At 72.1% G+C, this 21,714-nt stretch carries 22 protein-coding genes; 8 read left to right on the forward strand and 14 right to left on the reverse strand.

Translation table 11 applies throughout. The annotated features are described in order from the left end of the window. Nucleotides 1-155: 155 nt before the first annotated feature. Complete coding sequence (locus WAB15_RS27400) at nt 156-929, reverse strand: SDR family oxidoreductase (protein WP_407287871.1); 774 nt, start codon at nt 927-929, stop codon at nt 156-158. 147 nt (nt 930-1,076) lie between these two features. On the opposite strand from WAB15_RS27400, the gene WAB15_RS27405 reads away from it, so the two are divergent. Continuing rightward, a complete protein-coding gene (locus WAB15_RS27405; RefSeq protein ID WP_407287872.1) occupies nt 1,077-1,706 on the forward strand; it encodes a TetR/AcrR family transcriptional regulator in 630 nt (209 codons plus the stop codon). Between the two features lie 329 nt (nt 1,707-2,035). Then, nucleotides 2,036-3,508, forward strand: a complete 1,473-nt coding sequence (locus WAB15_RS27410) for a sensor histidine kinase (protein WP_399149606.1) — start codon at nt 2,036-2,038, stop codon at nt 3,506-3,508. Nucleotides 3,509-3,800: 292 nt separating this feature from the next. Here WAB15_RS27410 and WAB15_RS27415 read toward each other — a convergent pair whose 3' ends face one another. Next, entirely contained in the window at nt 3,801-4,058 is a 258-nt protein-coding gene (locus WAB15_RS27415) for a WhiB family transcriptional regulator (RefSeq protein ID WP_003983230.1), read from the reverse strand. 320 nt (nt 4,059-4,378) lie between these two features. Continuing rightward, on the reverse strand, nt 4,379-5,362 hold the full coding sequence (locus WAB15_RS27420; protein ID WP_407287873.1) for a diacylglycerol/lipid kinase family protein: 984 nt from the start codon (nt 5,360-5,362) through the stop codon (nt 4,379-4,381). Nucleotides 5,363-5,457: 95 nt separating this feature from the next. Here WAB15_RS27420 and WAB15_RS27425 point away from each other — a divergent pair, with 95 nt between their 5' ends. After that, nucleotides 5,458-5,928: a hypothetical protein gene (locus WAB15_RS27425; protein WP_407287874.1), complete on the forward strand. Its 471-nt coding sequence runs from the start codon at nt 5,458-5,460 to the stop codon at nt 5,926-5,928. A gap of 644 nt (nt 5,929-6,572) precedes the next feature. Here WAB15_RS27425 and WAB15_RS27430 read toward each other — a convergent pair. From WAB15_RS27430 to WAB15_RS27445, 4 genes are all read right to left on the reverse strand, one after another. Then, entirely contained in the window at nt 6,573-7,532 is a 960-nt protein-coding gene (locus tag WAB15_RS27430) for an RNA polymerase sigma factor SigF (RefSeq protein WP_407289310.1), read from the reverse strand. A gap of 43 nt (nt 7,533-7,575) precedes the next feature. Next, nucleotides 7,576-7,989 (reverse strand): anti-sigma factor, encoded by a 414-nt coding sequence (locus WAB15_RS27435; RefSeq protein WP_003985353.1) that lies wholly within the window; start codon nt 7,987-7,989, stop codon nt 7,576-7,578. A gap of 291 nt (nt 7,990-8,280) precedes the next feature. Continuing rightward, entirely contained in the window at nt 8,281-8,769 is a 489-nt protein-coding gene (locus WAB15_RS27440; protein ID WP_399149476.1) for a GNAT family N-acetyltransferase, read from the reverse strand. A 93-nt stretch (nt 8,770-8,862) separates the two neighbouring features. After that, nucleotides 8,863-9,123 carry a UBP-type zinc finger domain-containing protein gene (locus tag WAB15_RS27445; protein WP_399149608.1) on the reverse strand — a complete coding sequence of 87 codons (261 nt, stop codon included), beginning with the start codon at nt 9,121-9,123 and terminating at the stop codon, nt 8,863-8,865. A 135-nt stretch (nt 9,124-9,258) separates the two neighbouring features. Here WAB15_RS27445 and WAB15_RS27450 point away from each other — a divergent pair, with 135 nt between their 5' ends. Further along, nucleotides 9,259-10,860 (forward strand): Na+/H+ antiporter, encoded by a 1,602-nt coding sequence (locus WAB15_RS27450; RefSeq protein ID WP_407287875.1) that lies wholly within the window; start codon nt 9,259-9,261, stop codon nt 10,858-10,860. A 28-nt stretch (nt 10,861-10,888) separates the two neighbouring features. Here WAB15_RS27450 and WAB15_RS27455 read toward each other — a convergent pair whose 3' ends face one another. The 3 genes from WAB15_RS27455 to WAB15_RS27465 all read right to left on the reverse strand — a co-directional run bounded on the left by WAB15_RS27455 (nt 10,889) and on the right by WAB15_RS27465 (nt 12,882). Next, nucleotides 10,889-11,821 (reverse strand): 1-aminocyclopropane-1-carboxylate deaminase/D-cysteine desulfhydrase, encoded by a 933-nt coding sequence (locus WAB15_RS27455; RefSeq protein WP_407287876.1) that lies wholly within the window; start codon nt 11,819-11,821, stop codon nt 10,889-10,891. A 55-nt stretch (nt 11,822-11,876) separates the two neighbouring features. Then, entirely contained in the window at nt 11,877-12,467 is a 591-nt protein-coding gene (locus WAB15_RS27460) for an N-acetylmuramoyl-L-alanine amidase (RefSeq protein ID WP_407287877.1), read from the reverse strand. A 181-nt stretch (nt 12,468-12,648) separates the two neighbouring features. Continuing rightward, entirely contained in the window at nt 12,649-12,882 is a 234-nt protein-coding gene (locus WAB15_RS27465) for a hypothetical protein (protein WP_407287878.1), read from the reverse strand. Nucleotides 12,883-12,961: 79 nt separating this feature from the next. On the opposite strand from WAB15_RS27465, the gene WAB15_RS27470 reads away from it, so the two are divergent. From WAB15_RS27470 to WAB15_RS27480, 3 genes are all read left to right on the forward strand, one after another. Beyond that, a complete protein-coding gene (locus WAB15_RS27470) occupies nt 12,962-13,705 on the forward strand; it encodes a helix-turn-helix domain-containing protein (protein ID WP_407287879.1) in 744 nt (247 codons plus the stop codon). A 10-nt stretch (nt 13,706-13,715) separates the two neighbouring features. Then, a complete protein-coding gene (locus WAB15_RS27475; protein ID WP_399149482.1) occupies nt 13,716-14,645 on the forward strand; it encodes a glutaminase in 930 nt (309 codons plus the stop codon). 76 nt (nt 14,646-14,721) lie between these two features. After that, nucleotides 14,722-14,952, forward strand: coding sequence for a hypothetical protein (locus WAB15_RS27480; protein WP_399149483.1), 231 nt, complete (start codon nt 14,722-14,724; stop codon nt 14,950-14,952). 49 nt (nt 14,953-15,001) lie between these two features. On the opposite strand, the gene WAB15_RS27485 is transcribed toward WAB15_RS27480, so the two are convergent. From WAB15_RS27485 to WAB15_RS27500, 4 genes are all read right to left on the reverse strand, one after another. After that, nucleotides 15,002-15,421: a VOC family protein gene (locus WAB15_RS27485; RefSeq protein WP_407287880.1), complete on the reverse strand. Its 420-nt coding sequence runs from the start codon at nt 15,419-15,421 to the stop codon at nt 15,002-15,004. A 94-nt stretch (nt 15,422-15,515) separates the two neighbouring features. Beyond that, nucleotides 15,516-16,454: a beta-ketoacyl-ACP synthase III gene (locus tag WAB15_RS27490; protein ID WP_399149485.1), complete on the reverse strand. Its 939-nt coding sequence runs from the start codon at nt 16,452-16,454 to the stop codon at nt 15,516-15,518. 289 nt (nt 16,455-16,743) lie between these two features. Further along, nucleotides 16,744-19,014, reverse strand: a complete 2,271-nt coding sequence (locus WAB15_RS27495) for a heavy metal translocating P-type ATPase (protein ID WP_407287881.1) — start codon at nt 19,012-19,014, stop codon at nt 16,744-16,746. 71 nt (nt 19,015-19,085) lie between these two features. Beyond that, a complete protein-coding gene (locus WAB15_RS27500) occupies nt 19,086-20,078 on the reverse strand; it encodes a helix-turn-helix transcriptional regulator (protein WP_407287882.1) in 993 nt (330 codons plus the stop codon). 94 nt (nt 20,079-20,172) lie between these two features. On the opposite strand from WAB15_RS27500, the gene WAB15_RS27505 reads away from it, so the two are divergent. Next, nucleotides 20,173-21,702, forward strand: a complete 1,530-nt coding sequence (locus tag WAB15_RS27505) for an MFS transporter (RefSeq protein WP_407287883.1) — start codon at nt 20,173-20,175, stop codon at nt 21,700-21,702. Nucleotides 21,703-21,714: the final 12 nt, after the last annotated feature.

The raw sequence follows: 21,714 nt of genomic DNA on the forward strand, positions 1-21,714 counted from the left end.
CGGCGCCTGCGAACGATGTGACACGCTTCCCCGTCGTTCCGGCGACGGGAGGGCCACCGGAAGACCACCGGAACGGGTGCCGCCGGGAGGGTGAGGGGGAGGGGGCGGCCCGGAAGGCGTCCAGGCCGCGAGCCCCCGAGGCCGGGCGTCTTCCGTCAGAGCAGGGCGCCTCCCGTCGCGTCGATCCACTGGCCCGTCACCCAGCGGCTGTCGTCCGAGGCCAGGAAGGCCACGACGTCGCCGATGTCTTCGGCCTGCGCTATTCGGCCCAGCGGGGACATCCCCGCCAGTCGCCGCTGCGCTTCGGTATTGGCCTCGCCCCTGAGCCAGCCGGCGTTCATATCGGTGTTCACCGCCCCGGGGGCCACCGCGTTCACCGTGATCCCGCGCGGCCCCAGGTCCTTGGCGAGCGTCGAGGTGAACACGTCGAGCGCGCCCTTGGTCATGGCGTAGGCGATCAGCTCGGGCTTGGCCGCGCCCCGGGTCAGCCCCGTCGAGGTGTTGATGATCCGCCCGCCGTCCAGCAGGCGGGACAGCCCCTGCTGGACGATGAAGAACGGCGCTTTGGTGTTGACCGCGAAGAGGTGGTCGAAGTCCTCCGCCGTCACCTCGCCGATCGGCTTGAGCGTCCCGTCCACGGCCTTGTTGATCCCGGCGTTGTTGACCAGGATGTCCAGCCCCTCGGCCTGCTCGTCGAACGCGGTCCACAGTGCCTCGGCGTCTCCCGGCGCGCCCAGCTCCGCCCGGACCGCGAAGGCCCGGCCCCCCGCGGCCTCGATCGCCGAGACCGTCTCCTTGGCCGCGGTCTCGTCGCGGCCGTAATGCACGCCGATCCGCGCGCCGTCCCTCCCCAGTCGCTCCGAGATCGCCCGGCCGATCCCCCTGCTGCCGCCCGTGACCAGTGCCGTCCTGCCGCTGAGCGTGCCCATGGCCGTGCCCCTCCCTGTTCGTGCGTGCGCGCGTCCGTGCCGGATCGCGGGCAGCTCCCACCTGCCGAGCGATCCCGTAATTCTGTATCGCTCGCTACATAAAAACCGTAGCACGCGTTCCGTACCGACCGCTATAGAATTCCTCCCATGGTGACCAAGGAAACGAAGCAGCGCGGCCGGCCCCGGTCCTTCGACCGCGAGACGGCGCTGGAGCGGGCGGTCCGGTCCTTCTGGGAGCAGGGCTACGAGGCCACGTCCATCGCCGACCTCACCCGCGCCATGGGCATCAGCGCCCCCAGCCTCTATGCCGCCTTCGGCGACAAGCGGGCGCTGTTCGACGAGGTCGTCGCCGAGTACGGGCGGCTCTACGGAGGCTTCATCTCCCGCGCCCTGGCCGAGGAGCCGACCGCCCGCCGCGGCGTCGGACGCGCACTGCGCGAGGCTGCGGTCGAGTACACCCTGCCCGACCGCCCGCGCGGCTGCCTGGTCATCAGCGCCGCGCTGAACATCTCGCCCGCGTCCGCCGAAGTCGCCGATTTCCTGCGGGAGATGAGGCTGTCGAACATCCGGGAGATCGCGAGCGCCATCCGGGCGGACATCGCCGCGGGGGAGCTCCCGGCCGATACGGACGCCGGTGCGCTGGCCGGCTTCGTGGGAGCCGTCATCCAGGGCATGTCCCAGCAGGCGCGGGACGGCGCGGAGGAGGCGGAGCTGGCGTCGATCGCCGAGCTGGCGATGGCGGCCTGGCCGCGGACGGCGAGCGGGGCGACGGCCTGAGGTTCCCCGAAAACACCCGCGGGCCGCGGCGCCGGGACAGGACCCTCAACCTGTCCGGCACCGCAGCCCGGAGCTGACATCGGCCGGCCCCGCCTTGCGGGCGGGAGGGTGTCCCCATGTGCGGTGGGGGCGCCACCCCGTCCTGGGGCCGGTCGATCGGAGGCCTTGGCGCAGTCAGGGCAGAGAGCGCCGTCGGCCTCGTTCCGCTCTCCTGTGCGGGGAGAACGGAGGTCTTTGCTGAATTCTGGACTAGACCATTCTTACTTGTCCATGCCCGTGCAGGCACAACACATACACCGTACGCCGGTAGGCTCCAAGACGTGCCCTCCATGAACGATCTCGTCCGCCAGCACACCGCTCTGAGCGACTCCGACCTCGAGTGGCTCCATCTGCTGGTCTCGGAGTGGCAGCTGCTCTCCGACCTCTCCTTCGCCGATCTCGTGCTGTGGGTCCCCACCCTCGACGGCACCCGTTACGTCTCCGTCGCCCAGATGCGCCCCAACACCGGGCCCACCTCCTACCAGGACGACATGGTGGGCCATCTCGTTCCCCGGGGGCGCCGTCCGATGCTGGACTCCGCCTTGGATGAGGGCCGCATCGTACGCGAGGGCGACCCTGAGTGGCGAGAGGAAGTTCCGGTCCGGGTTGAGTCCATTCCGGTGCGCCGCGAGGGGCGGGTGCTCGGCGTGATCGCCCGCAACACCAACCTGCTGACCGTGCGCACCCCCAGCCGGCTGGAGCTCACCTACCTCCAGAGCGCGTCCGACCTCGCCCAGATGATCGCTGCCGGAACGTTTCCTTTCCCCGGGCAGCAGGTCGACATGGACGCCTCGCCGCGCGCCGGCGACGGACTGATCCGGCTCGACGCGGACGGCGTCGTCCAGTACGCCAGCCCCAATGCGCTCTCCGCCTACCACCGGCTCGGCCTCGCCGCCGACCTGGTGGGCCACCACCTGGGCCAGGCCACCGCCGAACTGGCACCCGCCCGCGGCCCGGTGGACGAGGCCCTGGTCAAGCTCGCCAGCGGCTGGGCCCCCAGGGAGTTCGAGGTAGAGGGCAACGACGGCGTGATCCAGTTGCGCGCCATCCCGCTCAAGCCGAAGGGCACGCACATCGGTTCGCTGGTGCTGCTGCGCGATGTCACCGAGCTGCGACGCCGCGAGCGGGAGCTGATCACCAAGGACGCCACCATCCGGGAGATCCACCACCGGGTGAAGAACAACCTGCAGACGGTCGCCGCACTGTTGCGGCTGCAGTCCCGCCGGATGGACTCCGAGCAGGGCCGGGAGGCCCTCAACGAGGCCGTACGCAGGGTCGGTTCGATCGCGATCGTGCACGAGACGCTGTCCCAGAACCTCGACGAGCGGGTCGAGTTCGACGAGATCGCGGACCGGGTGCTGGCCATGGTCGCGGAGATCTCCCCGGGCAAGGTGATCACCCGCCGCACCGGCCGCTTCGGCATCCTGGACGCGGAGGTGGCCACGCCGCTGTCGATGGTGCTCACCGAGGTCCTGCAGAACGCCCTGGAGCACGCCTTCGACCAGGCCGAACACGGCATCGTCGAGGTCGGCGCGGTACGCGGCGGCAGCCGTACCGAGCCGCGGCTGCTGGTCACCGTCCAGGACAACGGCCGCGGGCTGCCCGAGGGATTCGACCCGCACCGCGCCGGAAACCTGGGGCTGCAGATCGTACGGACCCTGGTGGAAGGCGAGTTGGGCGGAAAGTTCGACATGGTGCGGGCGGCCGGCCGCGGCACCCAGGTCGTCCTCGACGTGCCCGTGCGCCCCGAGAAGCAGCACTGAGACCCGGGGCCGCACATCGGGACGGGGGAGCGGTACGGCCAACCTGCGCGGAAAGCGTTACGGGCAAGCGATATGGCGGGCAGTAGGGGCGAAGCGGTTTCGAGACCGTACCGAGGCGGAACCGATATCCGCTCCGGCAAGGGAATGGGACCCGGCCCGAACAGCAACAAGCCCCGGACCATATGGTCCGGGGCTCAAAGCTATTGCGATGCGATAACGACCGGGCTTTTCAGCGCCGATGGTGCATCGGGTGTACTGCGCGCTGCGGCTCGGGGGCCACGGGGCGGCTGGCTCAGGCGCTGGCGTTGCGCGCCCGGTTGCGAGCTGCACGGCGCTTCATCGCGCGGCGCTCGTCCTCGCTCAGACCACCCCAGACGCCGGAGTCCTGGCCGGACTCGAGCGCCCACTGCAGGCACTGCTCCATGACGGGGCAGCGGCGGCAGACGGCCTTGGCTTCCTCGATCTGCAGCAGCGCAGGACCGGTGTTGCCGATAGGGAAGAAGAGCTCGGGGTCTTCTTCGCGGCAAACGGCGCGGTGACGCCAGTCCATGGCTGCTCCATCTCCTCGTGTGACGGGATCGTTGCTTGTGAATGTGAACGCTTTCACGAATCCCTCCACAAGGGAAGGGCCGAAATCCAGCTGTGAACTGGTGCGGTCCTGTGGAATGAGGAGGAGGATTCGGGCTCTCAAGGGGGCCGTTAAAGCGGCCGTCCCGATCGCCATGAAGAGACTCGCAAACCTCGGCTGCGGATACAACCCCTTCCGGAAACTTTTTTTTGATTCCTTGGTGTCGCCTCGGTCACAGCCGTCATTCCAGGGGGTGGGAACCAGCCTAAACGTTCGAGTGAAAGGACTTTAGGCCCTACTGCTCACACAATCACACGCAGTGCACGGCGAACGCCTGTGAACGTCACACTCGTACGCAGGCCCAGGTGGTCACCGTCCATCTGGAAGGGCAGCGGCACCTGCGAATGCAAGGTGAAGTTCGTGAGGTCGTGAAGTGAGAGTGCGTGCTTGCCATGGGGGCCGCGCTCGGGTGTTGACGTCAGCAGCTGGGTGACATAACGGGCCACCGCGGGGGACGAGAGCTTGCTCAGTGCGAACAGGTCCAGCCCGGTGTCGAACGACGCGTCCGGGGACGGGTAGATCGGCCGATTGCCCAGGTAGGACCACGGAGCGGTGTTGCAGATTATGGCCAGCGCCAGGTTCTCGACGAGCTTCGCGGCGCCGTCGTCCCCGCCCGGACGTTCGAGGGTGATGACGCCCTGGCGGCGGTTCGCCTCGCCCAGGAACTGCCGTACGACCTGTCGCACGTACAGGGCGTGGGTCGAACGCTTGCCGCGTTCCCGCTGCTGCTCGACCCGGCCGACGACGCCGGCGTCGAAGCCGAAGCCCGCACAGAAGGTGAACCAGCGTTCGGGCACGCCCTCGTCCTCGGTGCCCGGGGTGCCGGCGGCCAGGCCCAGGCCGATCGTGCGCTCGCTGCCGTCGCGCAGTGCGTCCAGCAGGGCGCCGGTCGCCTCCACGACGTCGTTGGGCAGCCCCAGCGCGCGGGCGAAGACATTGGTGGAGCCACCGGGGACGACGGCCAGCCGGGGGTGCGAATCCGGGTCGGGGCCGTTCGCCAGCAGACCGTTGACGACCTCGTTGACCGTGCCGTCGCCGCCGAGCGCCACGACCAGCTCGGTCTCCCCGCCCTCGGTGGCCTGCCGGGCGAGATCGCGGGCGTGCCCGCGGTAGCGGGTCTCGGCGACCTCCAGCTTGAGGTCGCTGGCGAGTGCGTGGGCGAGTACCTCACGGGTGCGGGCACTGGTGGTGGTTGCAGCAGGATTGACCACGAGGAGTGCGCGCATGTGCAGCAGCGTACCTACCTGCTGTTACCGGCCTCACGCCCCGTCCGGATCCGGGGCATCCCCGGCTCCGCGAGGGCCGGCGCTACCCTGCTGGGGTGAGCAGTCAGCAGAAACAGTCCGCGCGGCGAGCGGCCGGCGCCCCCGCCGCGGCCGCGCCGAACGAGCCGTCCGGGCCGCGACCTGCCCGGCTGAGCGCCGCGGCGGCGCTCACCGCGGTCGAGGGGATCGCGCTCGCGGCGCTCGGTGCGTACATGCTGATCATGGGGCTGGCCGGTTCGCCGGACAGTGCGCGGCAGGCGGAGATGGGCGGGCTGACCGTGCTCGCGCTCGCCGCGCTGCCGCTGGTCGCGGCCCGGGGGCTGTGGCTGCGCCGCCGCTGGAGCCGGGGCCCCTCGCTGATCACGCAGATCGTCGCGCTGCCGGTGGCCTGGACGCTGGTCAACGGCGGCGGTGCGCTGATCGCCGCCGGTATCGCGCTGGCCGTCGCCGCGCTCGTCGTGCTCGTCCTGCTGGTCAACCCGACGGCCACCGAGGCCCTGGGCATCGGGCCGCGGGAGAACCCGTAGGCGACGCAAGATCGCGAGAGCCCGTGGGCGGCTAGGCCGTCTCTTCCGGATCTTGCCTGACCCGTGGCGTCTGACACGGCACCTCGCCGCGTTGTCGGGTCGCCCGAGTACGTCCAGTACGCGGGCGACCCTCCGCCTTGCGATGCACCGCGCCAGACGCCACGGGCTTAACCGGCAAGATCCGAAAGAGACGGCCTAGGCGACGCGCGAACTCGTAAGCGGCGAGCGGCGCCGTGACGCGAGGAGCCCGTAGGGGAGGGGCGAACGGATCCCGTAGGGGGTGCGAGGGCCCCCTACGGGCCACAACAGGGCGTGGCTGGGGCGGTATTCCGCACGGGGTCGGGCGGGGCTGAAGCCGGGCGCGATCGGGGCGGTATTCCGCACTGTGGTCGGGCGAGGCTGGGGCCGTACTGCCTTCGGGGCCGTGGCTGCGGCTGGGCGCGGTGGGGTGGCTTTCCCCCTCGGGGCGGGGACGGGGCGGTGCCCACCGGGAGGGCGGGCCGACGTTCCCCGGGGAGAGTGGCCAGGAGGGGACGACAGGGGCAGGACCGGGACAGAGTCCCCAGGCGGGGCAAAGGTGGCATTCACGCGATCGCCATGATCGTCGTGACGGCCGGGCCCCGCCCCGTCCCGCGGGTCGTTCGTTACTCCTCCACGAGCAGTTTGTCGCGGAGCTGGGCGAGGGTGCGGGCCAGCAGACGGGAGACGTGCATCTGGGAGATCCCGACCTCCTGGGCGATCTGCGACTGGGTCATGTTGCCGAAGAAGCGCAGCAGCAGGATCTTCTTCTCGCGCGGCGGGAGGTCCTCCAGCAGCGGCTTGAGGGACTCGCGGTACTCCACGCCCTCCAGCGCCTCGTCCTCGGCGCCGAGGGTGTCGGCGACGGCCGGGGACTCGTCGTCCGTGTCGGGCACGTCCAGGGAGAGCGTGCTGTACGCGTTGGCGGACTCCAGGCCCTCCAGGACCTCCTCCTCGGAGATCGCCAGATGCTCGGCCAGCTCATGGACGGTCGGCGCCCGGCCGTGCCGCTGGGAGAGCTCGGCGGTCGCCGTCGTCAGCGACAGCCGCAGCTCCTGGAGACGACGCGGGACGCGGACCGCCCAGCCCTTGTCGCGGAAGTGCCGCTTGATCTCGCCGACGACGGTGGGGGTGGCGTACGTGGAGAACTCCACGCCGCGCTCCGGGTCGAAGCGGTCCACCGACTTGATCAGGCCGATGGTGGCGACCTGGGTCAGATCGTCCAGCGGCTCGCCGCGGTTGCGGAAGCGCCGGGCCAGATGCTCGACGAGCGGGAGGTGCATGCGGACAAGAGTGTTGCGCAGCTCCGCCCGCTCCGGGGAGCCCTCGGGCAGCTTGCGCAGCTCGTAGAACATCGCCCGGGCGCCGCTGCGGTCCTGCGGCTCCTGGGAATGCTGCTGGTTGTGCAGCTTGTCGTCGGGAGCGGGCGCGTCCTGCCGATGCGCCTGCTGACCCTGCTGCTCGCTGTGGTCCATGTGGTCTGCCCGCTCCGCCTGCTCCGCCGCGTCCAAATGGCCGCCGTGGTCGTCCACTCCCACCGGATGCGGCCGGGCCTGCTGCTCGGGGATGGTCGCACTCGACGCCATCCGCCCGCCGCGTTCGAGATCTTTCACGGGGCCCCCTGTTCGGTCATGACGGTCCGGGACCGGCGCCGCGCTCCTTGTACAGACTGATGGTGACCGTACGGTCCTCGGCGACGGTGGAATCGACCTTGCCGGCGAGTGCGGAGAGCACCGTCCAGGCGAAGGTGTCCCGCTCCGGGGCACGGCCGTCGGTCGTCGGGGCGGACACGGTCACCTGCAGTGCGTCGTCGATCAAGCGGAAGACGCAGCTCAGCACACTGCCGGGGACGGCCTGTTGCAGCAGGATCGCGCAGGCCTCGTCGACCGCGATGCGCAGATCCTCGATCTCGTCGAGGGTGAAGTCCAAGCGGGCTGCGAGCCCGGCCGTGGCCGTACGCAGCACGGACAGGTAGGCACCCGCAGCGGGCAGACGGACTTCCACGAAGTCCTGAGTCCCGGGCTCGCCTGCGATCTGGGACACCCTCACCTCCAAGGTGGCACAAGCTGGTTGAGCTGGAATGCGCGATATTCGCGTTGTTCGGGATATTTCGCTCCGGCGCTTTCTCCTGTCGGACGAAAGGAGAACGATCCGGCGCGGCACATGGTTCGGCTGTGACGCTATCGCGATCTGCGGGCCGGTGTCGCCCGGAAGAGGCACGGCCGCCTCCGGGCGGCATCCGCCCCGAGGCCGCCGCATACCTTAGCTGTCACTGATTGTAAAACTGTGGGTACGGACAGTGGCTAGGGGTGTGCACCGCCAAATCGAGGCCGATTACGCTCCGTTGACGCGTGGGCCGGCTGCCAGGTCGTGCAGTGCCTCTCCAGTGAGCCGGAAGACGGTCCATTCGTCCATGGGCTGTGCACCGATCGACCGGTAAAAACCGATGGACGGTTCATTCCAATCCAGGACTGACCACTCGAAACGCTCGTATCCGCGGTCCACGCAGATCTTCGCGAGGGCCGCGAGCAGCGCCTTGCCGTGGCCGCCGCCGCGGGCCTCGGGGCGGACGTAGAGGTCCTCCAGATAGACACCGTGCGTGCCCGTCCAGGTGGAGAAGTTCCGGAACCACAGGGCAAAGCCCACCGGGGCACCGTCCGCCTCGGCGATCAGTGCGAAGGCGGCCGGCTGCGCGCCGAAGAGGGCCTCCTTCAGCTGCGGCTCGGTGGCCTGCGCCGCCTCGGGGGCGCGCTCGTACGCGGCCAGCTCGCCGATCATGGCGAGAATGACGGGGACGTCGTCCGGGGTCGCTTCGCGGATCATAGGTGAAGGGTAAACGGACTCCGCTGAATGCGGCTCGGCTGTTTTGGGTGCACCGGCTCCCGGCCACTCCGTCTTGCGCGCGCCGGCTCCCGGTCACACCAGTTGCTGGTCGACGAAGCACCAGCGCCAGGAGTCACCCGGCTCGAACGTCCGCATCAGGGGGTGGCCGGTCTCCTCGAAGTGCCCCGTCGCGTGCCGGTACGGCGAGGAGTCGCAGCAGCCGACATGGCCGCAGGCCAGGCACAGGCGCAGCTGTACGGGGTGGCTGCCGACGGCCAGGCACTCCAGGCAGGTGGCGCTCAGCGGGGCCGGTTCGGTGCCCGGCAGGTCGGCAGTGTGCGTGCACTCGCTCATGCCGATCCCCCGCTCCGCCCGGCCTCGCATGCGCACGGCACGCATCTTCTTGTGATTCGCTCGCTGCACTCGCTCATGATGGCCAGGTTAGATCGCCGGGATGGATGGCGACGGGTACGGGGACGGGACGGGCCGATGGCTGTGATGCCGCTGTTTTTGCTGGTCGCGGGGAGCGCGGCGGTGGCCGGGCTGGCGCGCCGGACACCGGTGCCGGCGCCGCTGCTGCTGGTGGCCGCCGGGCTCGCGGCGTCCGCCATCCCCGGTGTCCCGCACTACCCGCTCGATCCGCACATCGTGCTGCCGCTGGTGCTGCCCCCTCTGCTGCACACCGCCGCCCTGGACAGCTCCTACCTGGACCTGCGGGCCAATCTGCGGCCGGTCGCGCTGCTGTCGGTGGGCTATGTGCTGTTCGCGACGCTGGCGGTCGGCTATGCGGCCTATCTGCTCATCCCGGATCTGCCGCTGACCGCGGCCCTCGTCCTGGGCGCCGTCGTCGCCCCGCCGGACGCCGTCGCGGCCACCGCCATCGCCCGCCGGCTCGGGCTGCCGCACCGGATCACGACGATCCTGCAGGGCGAGTCGCTGGTCAACGACGCCACCGCGATCACCGCCTACAAGGTGGCGGTGGCCGCCGCCGTCGGGGTCGGTGCCACCTGGGGCGGCGGGATCGAGGAGTTCGCCCTGGCGTCCGTGGGCGGTATCGGCATCGGCGTCGTGCTGATGGTGCCGCTGCACTGGCTGCGCGTCCGGCTGCGCGAGTCGGCGCTGCTGGAGAACACCCTGTCGCTGCTCATCCCGTTCGTCGCCTACGCGGCGGCCGAGCAGGTCGGTGCCTCCGGGGTGCTCGCCGTCGTCGTGGTCGCCCTCTATCTGGGGCACCGCTCCTGGCAGGTCGACTTCGAGACCCGGCTCCAGGAGGAGGCCGTCTGGAAGGTGATCTCCTTCCTGCTGGAGTCGGCGGTCTTCGCGCTGATCGGGCTGCAGCTGCCGGTCGTACTGCGCGGCCTGGGGGAGTTCAGCGGGGCCCAGGCCCTCTGGTACGCGGTCGTGGTGTTCCTCGTCGTGGTCGTGGCCCGCTTCGTCTGGGTCTTTCCGGCGACCTATCTGCCGCGCCTGCTCTCGGCCCGGATCCGCACCCGCGAGCCCGATACGACCTGGACCGCGCCGGTCATCGTCGGCTGGGCCGGGATGCGCGGGGTGGTGTCGCTGGCCATCGCGTTCTCCATCCCGGCCGCGGTGCAGGGCGGCGGTCCCTTCCCCGCCCGCAACCTCGTGCTCTTCCTGACCTTCACCACCGTCATCGCCACCCTCGTCGTCCAGGGCCTCACCCTGCCGCCGCTGATCCGCGCGCTGCGGCTGCCCGGCCGGGACGCCCGGGCCGAGACGCTCGCCGAGGCCCAGGCCCAGAGCGAGGCCTCGCGGGCCGCCGAGGAGCGCCTGGACGCACTGCTCCAGGACGAGCGCAACGCGCTGCCCGGCCCGCTCGCCGACCGGCTGCGCACCGTCATGGAGCGGCGCCGCAACTCCGTGTGGGAGCGGCTGGGCGCGGTCAACGAGGTCACCGGGGAGTCCGCCGACGAGACCTACCGCCGGCTGGCCCGGGAGATGATCGACACCGAGCGGCGGGTCTTCGTCCGCCTGCGCGACGCCCGGCGCATCGACGACGAGATGATGCGCACGCTGCTGCGCAGGCTGGACCTGGAGGAGGCGGCGGCGTACCGGGAGGGCGCCGAGTAGCCCGGCGGGGTGCCCCGGAGGCGGCACCTCACGGTGTGCCGGTGACGACCGCGGCGACCGTGCTGCCCGGTGGGAAGGCGCCCTCCTCGACCAGCGTGGTCAGCCCGTGGAGCAGCTTGGCGACGTAGACCCGCTCCAGGGGCAGCCCGTGCCGCGCGGCGAAGGCGTCGGCGAACGCGTCGAGCTGCGGGGTGCTGCGGGCGTAACCGCCGCAGTGGAAGCGGGTCTCCAGCCGCCAGTCGCCGCGCGGTGCCCCGAATGCCGCGCGCTGCAGCTCCTCGACGGTCTTCTGGAGGAAGTGCGGGGTGCCGCCCTTGAGGACGGGGACGCCGAGGGCCCGCTGGCCGGGGGCCAGTCCGGCGGCCAGACCGGCCAGCGTGCCGCCCGTACCGCAGGCCACCGCGACCGTGTCCGCGGCGCCGCGCAGCTCCCGGCCCAGTTCCGCGCAGCCCTGTGCGGCGAGGGCGTTGCTGCCGCCCTCCGGTATGACGCGGAACGCGCCGAAGCGGTCGTGCAGCGCGGCGAGCACGTCCGCCTCGGTCTTGCGGCGGTAGGCGGCCCGGTCGATGAAGTGCAGCCGCATCCCGTCGGCGGCGCAGCGGGCCAGCGACCGGTTGAGCGGTGCGCCGGCCAGTTCGTCGCCGCGGACCACGCCGATGGTGGCGAAGCCGAGCAGCCGGCCGGCCGCCGCGGTGGCCCGCAGATGGTTGGAGTACGCGCCGCCGAAGGTCAGCAGCGCGCGCTCGCCCGCGGCGGCCGCGGCCCGCAGATTGGGCGCCAGCTTGCGCCACTTGTTGCCCGGCAGGTCCGGATGGATCAGATCGTCCCGCTTGAGCAGCAGCCGTACGCCGCGGCGCGCGAAGGGCTCGTCCTCGATCTCCTGGAGGGGCGAGGGCAGCCGGGGGCGCAGCGCGCGGAGGTCGGGCGGCGGATCGGGGGCGGTGCGGGTCACGCGGCCCATTGTCGCGCGGGGCGGCGCCGGCTCGCCGCCCGCCTTGGGCGAGCGGTCCGCCCGCTCACTTCAGCAGCGCGCCGATCCGCTCGCGCAGCGCGTCCATCGTGAAGCCGCGCGGGTCGACCTTGCCCGGCTGCCACTCCAGATGGCCGAGCACCGAGCGCTCGCCCCAGCCGTGCGCCTGGCAGACCGCCGCCGCGGCCTTCTCCAGCGCCGCCAGCTGCGCCTCGGGCCAGGGGTCCTGACCGTCGCCGAGGTTCTCGCACTCGAAGCCGTAGAAGACGCGATTGCCGTCGGTGTCGGCCTCGTTGTCCGGCGGCAGCCGCTTCTCGGCGATCACCGCGCGCAGTACGTCGCCGTCGCCGAGCCCCGCGTGATTGGCGCGGCCGCAGCCGACCAGATGCACCGTGCCGTCCTTGGTGATCACGCCGTGGCACAGCGGGCCGGGCAGATCCGGCCGGCCGTCGCGGCAGAGCCGGACGGTGCGCTCGGCGCCGGACGTGCCGGTGTGGTGCACCATCACGCCGTGCACCGGGCCCCAGGCCCCCTTGCCGTCGCGGTTGTGCGTCCTCCAGCCGTCGGTCTCGACGACCCGCAGCCCCTCGGACTTCAGCGCCTCGAGGAACTGTTCGGCGGACAGCGGTCGGGACATGGCCCCACTCCGATGCGTGCGCGGCGGCTGCCGGCCGCGCACCGCCTCCTGCCTCGCTTGTACGGGACGGTCCGGCACCGATGGAGCGGAACGGAATAAAACGGATCGGTCGTTCGGGGCCTGTACGAGTGGTTTCGGCCGCCGCCGCGGCGCCCGGCCCCGACCGGTCGGGGGCCCCTGCCTATGCGTGCAAGAACCCGTCCCCGTGTGCGCTGATGTGCGCCTCCAGTGTGTTGAGCGCCTCCTGCGTGCTCTGGGCCGAACCGCTGCCCCGATGCTCGGCGTAGTACGCGGCGCCCAGCTTCTTCAGCAGCTCGTTGCCGTGCCGGTGCTGCTGCACCTCGTCGACCTTCTGCTTGCCCTGCGCCAGTCCCTTTTGGGCCTGCTCCTTGGCGCGGTCGAGAAACCCTGACATGTGCCACCTCCGTGAGGTCCGTGTCGTAAGGGATCAACGGCGCCGACGGCCGTGGGGTTCCCGTGCCAGGCTGAGGGATATGGGCCAAGAGCGCGACACGGGTGGGCCGACCGGCGTAGCGGGCGGGTATCGGGAGCGGGCGGCCCGGCTGGCCGGCGCGGCGCTGTGGACCACCACCACGACGCCGTCGGCGCGGCCGGTGCTGCCCGACGGCTGCATGGACCTGATCTGGAGCGAGGGCCGGCTGCTGGTGGCCGGTCCGGACACCGGGCCGTACCGCCCCGAAGGCGTCCCGCCCGGCACCCGCTACGTCGGCGTGCGCTTCGCGCCGGGCCAGGCCCCGTCCGTCCTCGGAGTACCGGCCCGTGAACTGCGCGACCTGCGGGTGCCGTTGGCCGACCTGTGGCCCGCCGGCGCGGTACGGGAGCTGACCGAGCGGACGGCGGCGGCCGGGGAGCCCGGGCCGGTCGCCCGGGTGCTGGAGGAGGCCGCCGCGGCCCGTCTGAGGGAGGCGGCCGCACCGGACGGCCGGACCGCCGCCGTCGCCGCGGCGCTGGCCCGCGGCCGCCCCGTCGCCGAGGTCGCCCGCGCCGTGGCGCTGAGCGAACGCCAGCTGCACCGCCTGAGCCTGGACGCCTTCGGCTACGGCCCCAAGACCCTCACCCGAGTGCTCCGGCTCGTCCGCGCGCTCGATCTGGCGCGCCGCGGGACGCCCTACGCCGAGGTCGCCCTGCGCGCCGGATACGCGGACCAGGCGCACCTCGCGCGCGAGGTGAAGTCGCTGGCGGGGGCTCCCATGGGGGTGCTGCTCGCCCCGGGTTAGCGTGTCGGTCATGGACTACCAGGCCGTTCTCGAGGAGGTAGCGGCCTACGCCAGGCCGCTGGTGCGACATGGGCGGGTCGCCGACTACATACCGGCGCTGGAGCGGGTGTCGACGGACCGTTTCGGGATCGCGGTCGCCGACATACACGGCGCGGTGTACGGGGTCGGCGACTGGGAGGTGCCGTTCTCGGTCCAGTCGATCTCCAAGACGTTCTCGCTGGCGCTGGTGATGTCGCAGAGCCACGGCGGCCCCGGCGGTGACGACGACATCTGGCGACGGGTCGGCCGCGAGCCGTCCGGTACGCCGTTCAACTCGCTGGTCCAGCTGGAGGCGGAGAACGGCATCCCGCGCAACCCGTTCATCAACGCGGGCGCGCTGGTGGTCACCGACCGGCTGCAGACCCTCACCGGCGACGCCAGCACCTCGATGCTGCACTTCCTGCGCGAGGAGAGCGGCAACCCCGACCTCGCCTTCGACCAGGCGGTGGCCGACTCGGAGGCCGCACACGGCGACCGCAACGCCGCCCTCGCGCACTTCATGGCGTCCTTCGGCAACCTGGAGAACCCCGTCCCCAGCGTCATCGAGCACTACTTCTGGCAGTGCTCGATCGAGATGAGCTGCCGCGATCTGGCCGTGGCCGGCGGCTTCCTGGCCCGCCACGGGCTGCGCGCCGACGGCACCCGGCTGCTGGAGGCCCGCGAGGCCAAGCGGATCAACGCGGTGATGCTGACCTGCGGGACGTACGACGCGGCCGGGGAGTTCGCCTACCGCGTGGGGCTGCCCGCCAAGAGCGGCGTCGGCGGCGGGATCATCGCCGTCATCCCCGGCCGCTGCACGCTGTGCGTGTGGAGCCCCGGACTCGACGCCCGCGGCAACTCGGTCGCGGGCGCGGCGGCGCTCGACCACTTCACGACGCTGACGGGATGGTCGGTGTTCTGACCCCGCCGACCGGCGGTCGCCTGGCGTTGTGGCCCCCCATCCGCTGGCGCATCGTATGGGTAGGAGGTGCACCGCCATGGAGCACGAGATTCGCGCCGAGTACGACGAAGGTGTCCTGCCGCACGAGGACACCCCGGTAAAGCTCTGGCACATGACACGGGTGGGCACCACTACGGCCATGTGTGGGCGGGACCTCGCGCCGGCCGCCGCCACCCAGTCGGCCGATGCCTGGGGAGAAGCCGGCGCCCAGCCGTTCTGCCGCCAGTGTGGCGTGCTCTACCTGGGGGAGCATCCGGCGAGCAGCTAGGGGGTCTCGCCCCGTCACCCCTCCCGGCGAGTACCCCGGGCAGACGGGCTCAGGGCAGCGGCGCGAACAGGTCCACCCCATGGCCGTCCGGGTCCTGTACGACCGCGTAGCGCTGTCCCCAGAACGCGTCCCACGGCGGCTTCTCGCCCGTATAGCCGGCGCCGGTGAGCTCCGCGTAGACCTTGTCGACCCCGGCGGGGCCGTCGCACTCGAACGCCAGCCCCGTAGGGGTTCCGGCCGGTGGAGGCGTCCAGTCCGGGTCGATGGCGCGGGCGGTCGCGTACGAGTCCCACATCAGGCGCAGACCGCCGGGGAGCTGTGCCTCGGCGTGCGGGGCGGCCTCCGACCCGGCGGGGACGTCGAGGCCCAGGCGGCGGTAGAAGGTGAGGGACGCGGCCATGTCTGAGACGACGACGCCGATGGCGGCGAACCGGGGGAACGGGTGCGCATCCCGTGGGGTGGTGGTCATGGTGGGAGCGTAGGCAGCCCGCCGCGCCACGGTCTTGAACGAATCGGACGGGCCCGGGGAGGGCCGGCCGCGCGCCGGGCCGTGCCCCCGTGCCTCACGGGCAGCGGATGACCTGCCCCGCGTAGGAGAGGTTGCCGCCGAAGGCGAAGAGCAGGACCGGGTCGCCGGAGGCGATCTCCCGGCGCTCGACCAGCTTGGACAGCGCCAGCGGCACCGAGGCGGCGGAGGTGTTCCCGGAGTCGACGACGTCCTTGGCGACCACCGCGTTGACCGCGCCGAGCCGCTCCGCGACCGGCTCGATGATCCGCAGATTGGCCTGGTGCAGCACCACTCCCGCGAGGTCCGCGGGGGTGATCCCGGAGCGCTCGCAGACCTGGCGGGCGATCGCCGGCAGTCGGGTCGTCGCCCAGCGGTAGACGGTCTGGCCCTCCTGGGCGAACCGGGCCGGCTCGCCCTCGATGCGGACCGCGTCGCCCATCTGGGGAACCGAGCCCCACAGCACCGGGCCGATCCCCGGCTCGGGTGCGGCGGTGACCACCGCGGCGCCCGCCCCGTCGCCGACCAGCACACAGGTCGTACGGTCCGTCCAGTCGACCACGTCGGTGAACTTCTCCGCGCCGATGACCAGCGCGTTCGTCGCCGATCCGGCCCGGATGGCGTGGTCGGCGACGGCCAGCGCGTGGGTGAAGCCGGAGCAGACGACGTTGATGTCCATCGTGGCCGGCGCGTTCAGCCCGAGCTTGGCGGCGACCCGGGCGGCGGCGTTCGGGCTGCGGTCGGTGGCCGTGCAGGTGGCGACCAGGACCAGGTCGATGTCGTGCGGGGCGAGGCCGCTGCCGGCCAGGGCCTTGGCCGCGGCGGCGGCCGCCATCGAGTCCACGGTCTCGTCGGCCGCCGCGACATGGCGGGTGCGGATGCCGACCCGGCTGCGGATCCAGGCGTCGTCGGTTTCGACGATCTTGGCGAGGTCGTCGTTGGTGAGCACGCCGGAGGGCTGGTAATGGCCGAGAGCCAGGACGCGTGACCCGGTCATGATTTCCCCTGTACGTGGACGGTCGATGCCTGACCAGTCTCACCCGCCGGCCGCGGCGGACGGGTGAGCGATCGACCAATGTTCCGGCCCCAGAACTGGAGACAGGCACCAGAACCGCAACGGCCCTAGGCCGTCTCTTCCGGATCTTGCCTGACCCGTGGCGTCTGACACGGCACCTCGCCGCGTTGTCGGGTCGCCCGAGTACGTCCAGTACGCGGGCGACCCTCCGTCTTGCGATGCACCGCGCCAGACGCCACGGGCTTAACCGGCAAGATCCGAAAGAGACGGCCTAGCCGTCGGCGCTCGTGCGGACCAGCGGCCGGAAGCGGCGCAGCCGCAGGCTGTTGCCGACGACGAAGACCGAGGAGAAGGCCATCGCGGCACCGGCGATCATCGGGTTGAGCAGTCCGGCCGCGGCCAGCGGCAGCGCGGCGACGTTGTAGCCGAACGCCCAGAACAGGTTCGTCCGGATGGTGCCGAGGGTGGCCCGGGCCAGCCGGATGGCGTCCGCCGCCACCCGCAGATCGCCCCGCACCAGGGTGAGGTCGCCGGCCTCGATGGCGGCGTCGGTGCCGGTGCCCATCGCCAGCCCCAGGTCGGCGCGGGCCAGCGCGGCCGCGTCGTTGACACCGTCGCCGACCATGGCGACCGAGCGTCCCTCGGACTGCAGCCGGGCCACGACCGCCACCTTGTCCTCCGGGAGGACCTCGGCGATCACCTCGTCGATGCCGACCTCGGCCGCCACGGCCTCGGCCACCGCCTTGTTGTCGCCGGTCAGCAGCACCGGCGTCAGCCCCAGGCCGCGCAGCAGCCGGACCGCCTCGGCGCTGGTGGGCTTGACCGCGTCGGAGACCACCAGGACCGCGCGCGCCGCGCCGTCCCAGCCGACGGTGACCGCGGTGGCGCCCTCGGCCTCGGCGGCCGCCTTGGCGGCGGCCAGCTCGGCCGGCAGGACCAGGCCCCGGTCGGCGAGCAGCCGCTCGCGGCCCACCAGGACGGTGTGCCCCTCGACGACTCCGTGGACGCCCAGGCCGGGGACGGATCCGAAGTCCTCGGGGACGGGCAGCGCGCCGATGCGGGACTCGGCGCCGCCGGCGACGGCGCGGGCCACGGGGTGCTCGGAGGCGTGCTCCAGGGCGCCGGCCAGCCGCAGCGCCTGGGCCTCGTCGACGCCCGCGGCGAGATGGATCCCGCTCAGCGTCATCTCGCCCGTGGTGACCGTGCCGGTCTTGTCCAGGACGATGGTGTCGACCTTGCGGGTGGACTCCAGCACCTCCGGCCCCTTGAGCAGGATGCCCAGCTGGGCGCCGCGTCCCGTGCCGACCATCAGGGCGGTCGGGGTGGCCAGCCCGAGGGCGCACGGGCAGGCGATGATCAGGACGGCGACGGCCGCGGTGAAGGCGGCCACCGCGCCGGCGCCCGTGGCGAGCCAGTAGCCCAGGGTGCCCAGGGCGAGCACGATCACGGCCGGGACGAACACCGCGGAGATCCGGTCGGCCAGCCGCTGCGCCGCGGCCTTGCCGTTCTGGGCCTCCTCCACCAGCCGCGCCATCCGGGCCAGCTGGGTGTCCGCACCGACCCTGGTGGCCTCCACGACCAGCCGGCCGCCCGCGTTGACGGTGGCGCCGGTGACCGTGTCACCGGGGGAGACCTCGACCGGGACCGACTCGCCGGTGAGCATCGACGCGTCCACGGCGGAGGCGCCGTCCAGGACCGTGCCGTCGGTGGCGATCTTCTCCCCGGGGCGTACGACGAAGTGGTCGCCGACCCGCAGCTCGTTGGTGGGGATGCGCACTTCGCGGCCCGCGCGCAGCACGGCGACGTCCTTGGCGCCCAGCTCCAGCAGCGCGCGCAGCGCCGCGCCGGCCTTCCGCTTGGCGCGCGCCTCGAAGTAGCGCCCGGCCAGGATGAAGGTGGTGACGCCGGCCGCGGCCTCCAGATAGATGGAGCTGCTGCCGTCGGTGCGGGCGATGGTCGGCTCGAAGGGGTGCGTCATCCCGGGCACGCCCGCGTGGCCGAGGAAGAGCGCCCACAGCGACCAGCCCAGCGCCGCGAGGGTGCCCATCGAGATGAGGGTGTCCATCGTGGCGGCGCCGTGCCGCAGATTCGTCCAGGCGGCCTTGTGGAAAGGCCAGGCGCCGTACGCCACCACCGGGGCGGCGAGGGTCAGCGACAACCACTGCCAGTACGTGAACTGCAGTGGCGGCACCATCGCCATCAGGACCACCGGGACGGTCAGCACGAGGGAGATCAGCAGGCGCTGCCGCAGTGGGGTGAGGGCGTCGCCCGCCGCGTCGCCGGCGGCCTCGGCAGGGGCCGGTGCGGCGGCCGGCGGCTCGGGGACGGCGGCGGTGTAGCCGGTCCGCTCCACCGTGGCGATGAGGTCCGCGACCGAGACGTCACCCTCGTAGGCCACCTGCGCCTTCTCGGTGGCGTAGTTGACGGTGGCGGTGACGCCCTCCATGCGGTTGAGCTTCTTCTCGACACGGGCCGCGCACGAGGCACAGGTCATCCCGCCGATCCGCAGCTCGACGTCGCGCTCTCCGGTCACGGTGGTCATGCGTGCTCCTCGGTCTGGATGCGAGTGTGCCCCTCCACTGTGGCAACCATATACCCCCTAGGGGTATTCTGTCAGGAGGTGGTTTCCGCCACCTCCTCCTCCGCCGGCCCGGTCGCCCGGCTCATCCGTCCCGCCATCTCCCGCAGATGCGCGGCCAGCTCCGGCGGCTCGTGCACGGTGAACTCGCGCCCCAGCATGGCCAGCCGCACCGCCAGCCACTCCAGGGATTCGGGGGCGCTGCGCCAGCGGCAGGACCCCTCGTCGAGCGCGGTGATCTCGCCCGCGGCCGGTCCGCCCAGCCGGGCCGACACCTCGGCGGCCGGTGCCCGGACCGTCGCCACGGCCCGGTGGGTCGGGGCCATCCCCTGCATCCGCTCGCGCACATACGCGCCCGCGTCGGCGGCGGGCAGCTCGCGCGGCGGGGTCCGCACGCCGGTGGGGAACGGCTCGCTCAGCCGGTCCACCCGGAAGATCCGCCAGTCCTCGCGGTCGTTGTCGTAGGCGACGAGGTACCAGCGCCGCCCCGCCGCGACCAGCCGGTGCGGCTCCACCAGGCGCTTGCTGCGGGCGCCGGCGCCCGCCCGATAGGCGAAGCGCAGCCGCTCGTGGTTGGCGATGGCCGCGGCCAGCACCGTCAGATGCTCCGGGTCGACGGTCGGCCCGTTGCCGGCCGGCATCGGGACGGTGGCCGTGCCGAGCGTGCCCACCCGGCGCCGCAGCCGGGCCGGCAGCACCTGTTCGAGCTTGGCCAGCGCCCGTACGGACGCCTCCTCGATGCCCTCGATGGTGTGGCCGGCCGCCGAGCGCAGGCCGACCGCGATGGCCACCGCCTCCTCGTCGTCCAGCAGCAGCGGCGGCATCGCGGTACCCGCGGCCAGCCGGTAGCCGCCCTCCGCGCCCATCGTGGCGTGCACCGGGTAGCCCAGCTCGCGCAGCCGCTCGATGTCGCGGCGGATCGTGCGGGTGGTGACCCGCAGCCGCCCGGCCAGCTCGCTGCCGGGCCATTCGCGCGGGGTCTGCAGGAGGGACAGCAGATTCAGCAGTCGTGCCGACGTCTCACTCATGGGACCGATGATGCCCGTCCAAGTAGGACCGGTGCTGTCCTAGACGACCCTTAGTGTCGACGACGTCGAACGAGCCGATCACTGGAGATACGCCATGACCACGACCGTCCCCCCGACGGCCGACCGCAGACGCTGGACGGCGCTCGCCGTCGTCCTCACGGCCAGCTTCATGGACCTGGTCGACGCGACCATCGTCAATATCGCCATCCCCAGCATCCAGCGGGACACTGGCGCCTCCTTCAGCGCCCTGCAGTGGGTCACCGCCGGCTACGCCCTCGCCTTCGCCCTCGGACTGATCACCGGCGGTCGGCTCGGCGACATCTACGGCCGAAAGAAGCTCTTCCTGCTCGGCATCGGCGGCTTCACCGTGGCCTCCGCGCTGTGCGGCCTGGCCGCGACCCCGGGGATGCTGGTCGGCGCCCGGGTGCTGCAGGGCGCGATGGCCGCGCTGATGGTGCCGCAGGTGCTGGCGATCATCCACGTCACCTTCCCCGCGCACGAACGCGGCAAGGTCTTCGGGATGTTCGGCGCGGTGATCGGCCTCGGCGCGGTCTGCGGCCCGCTGATAGGCGCGCTGCTCACCGAGGGCGACCTCTTCGGTCTGGAGTGGCGCCCGATCTTCCTGATCAACCTCCCGGTCGGGATCGCCGGCATCCTGCTCGGCCGCCGCTTCATCACCGAGTCCCGGTCCCCCGACGCCCTGCGCCTGGACCTCGTCGGCACCGCGCTGGCCACCGTCGGGCTGCTGATGCTGCTCTACCCGCTCACCCAGGGCCGCGAGGACGGCTGGCCGCTGTGGGGCTTCGTCTCGATGGCCGCGAGCCCGCTGGTGCTGGCGCTCTTCGTCCGCTACGAGCGCGCCAAGGCCCGCAAGGACGGCTCACCGCTGGTCGAGCTCTCCCTCTTCAGGGTCACGACGTTCGCCGCGGGCTCCGGCGTTCAGCTGACGTTCGGCGTGGTCACCGGCCTGTTCTTCCTGATCTGGACGCTCCACATGCAGCTGGGCCTGGGGTGGAGCCCGCTGCACGCCGGGCTCACCGGGCTGCCGTTCTCGCTGGCCTGCTCGGTCGCGGCCGGGATGTCCGTACAGAAGCTGGTGCCGCGCTTCGGACGCAAGGTCCTGCAGGCCGGTGCGCTGATCATGCTGTCGGGCGCGCTGCTGTACATCTGGCAGGCCGGACACTACGGAAGCGCCCTCACGTCCTGGCAGATGGTGCCGGCGATGCTGCTGATGGGCGGCGGGATGGGCCTGATCGTCGCCCCGATCACCGATGCGGCGATCTCCGAGGTGCCGCCCGAGCACTCCGGTTCGGCGTCCGGCATCTTCAACACCACCGGTCAGCTGGGCATGGCCCTCGGCCTGGGGCTGTCGTCGGTGGCGTTCTTCCAGGTCGCCGACGCCGCGGGGGAGCGGGGCGGTGCGGCCGCGCCGGGCGCCGGGTTCATCGACGCCACCACCAACGCCCTGTGGTGGGTCTCCGGCGGTCTGGTCGTCGTCCTCGGCCTGCTGTTCCTGCTGCCGCGGCGGGCCGGTGCGCAGCATGCGGCGGGGGAGCAGGCCGTGGCACAGGAGGCCGCGGCGGCCGGCGCCGAGGCGGAGCAGCAGCCGGCCCTGGCCTCCTGAGGGCCGCCGCCG

The sequence above is a fragment of the Streptomyces sirii genome (assembly GCF_045690365.1).
Taxonomy (GTDB): domain Bacteria; phylum Actinomycetota; class Actinomycetes; order Streptomycetales; family Streptomycetaceae; genus Streptomyces; species Streptomyces sirii.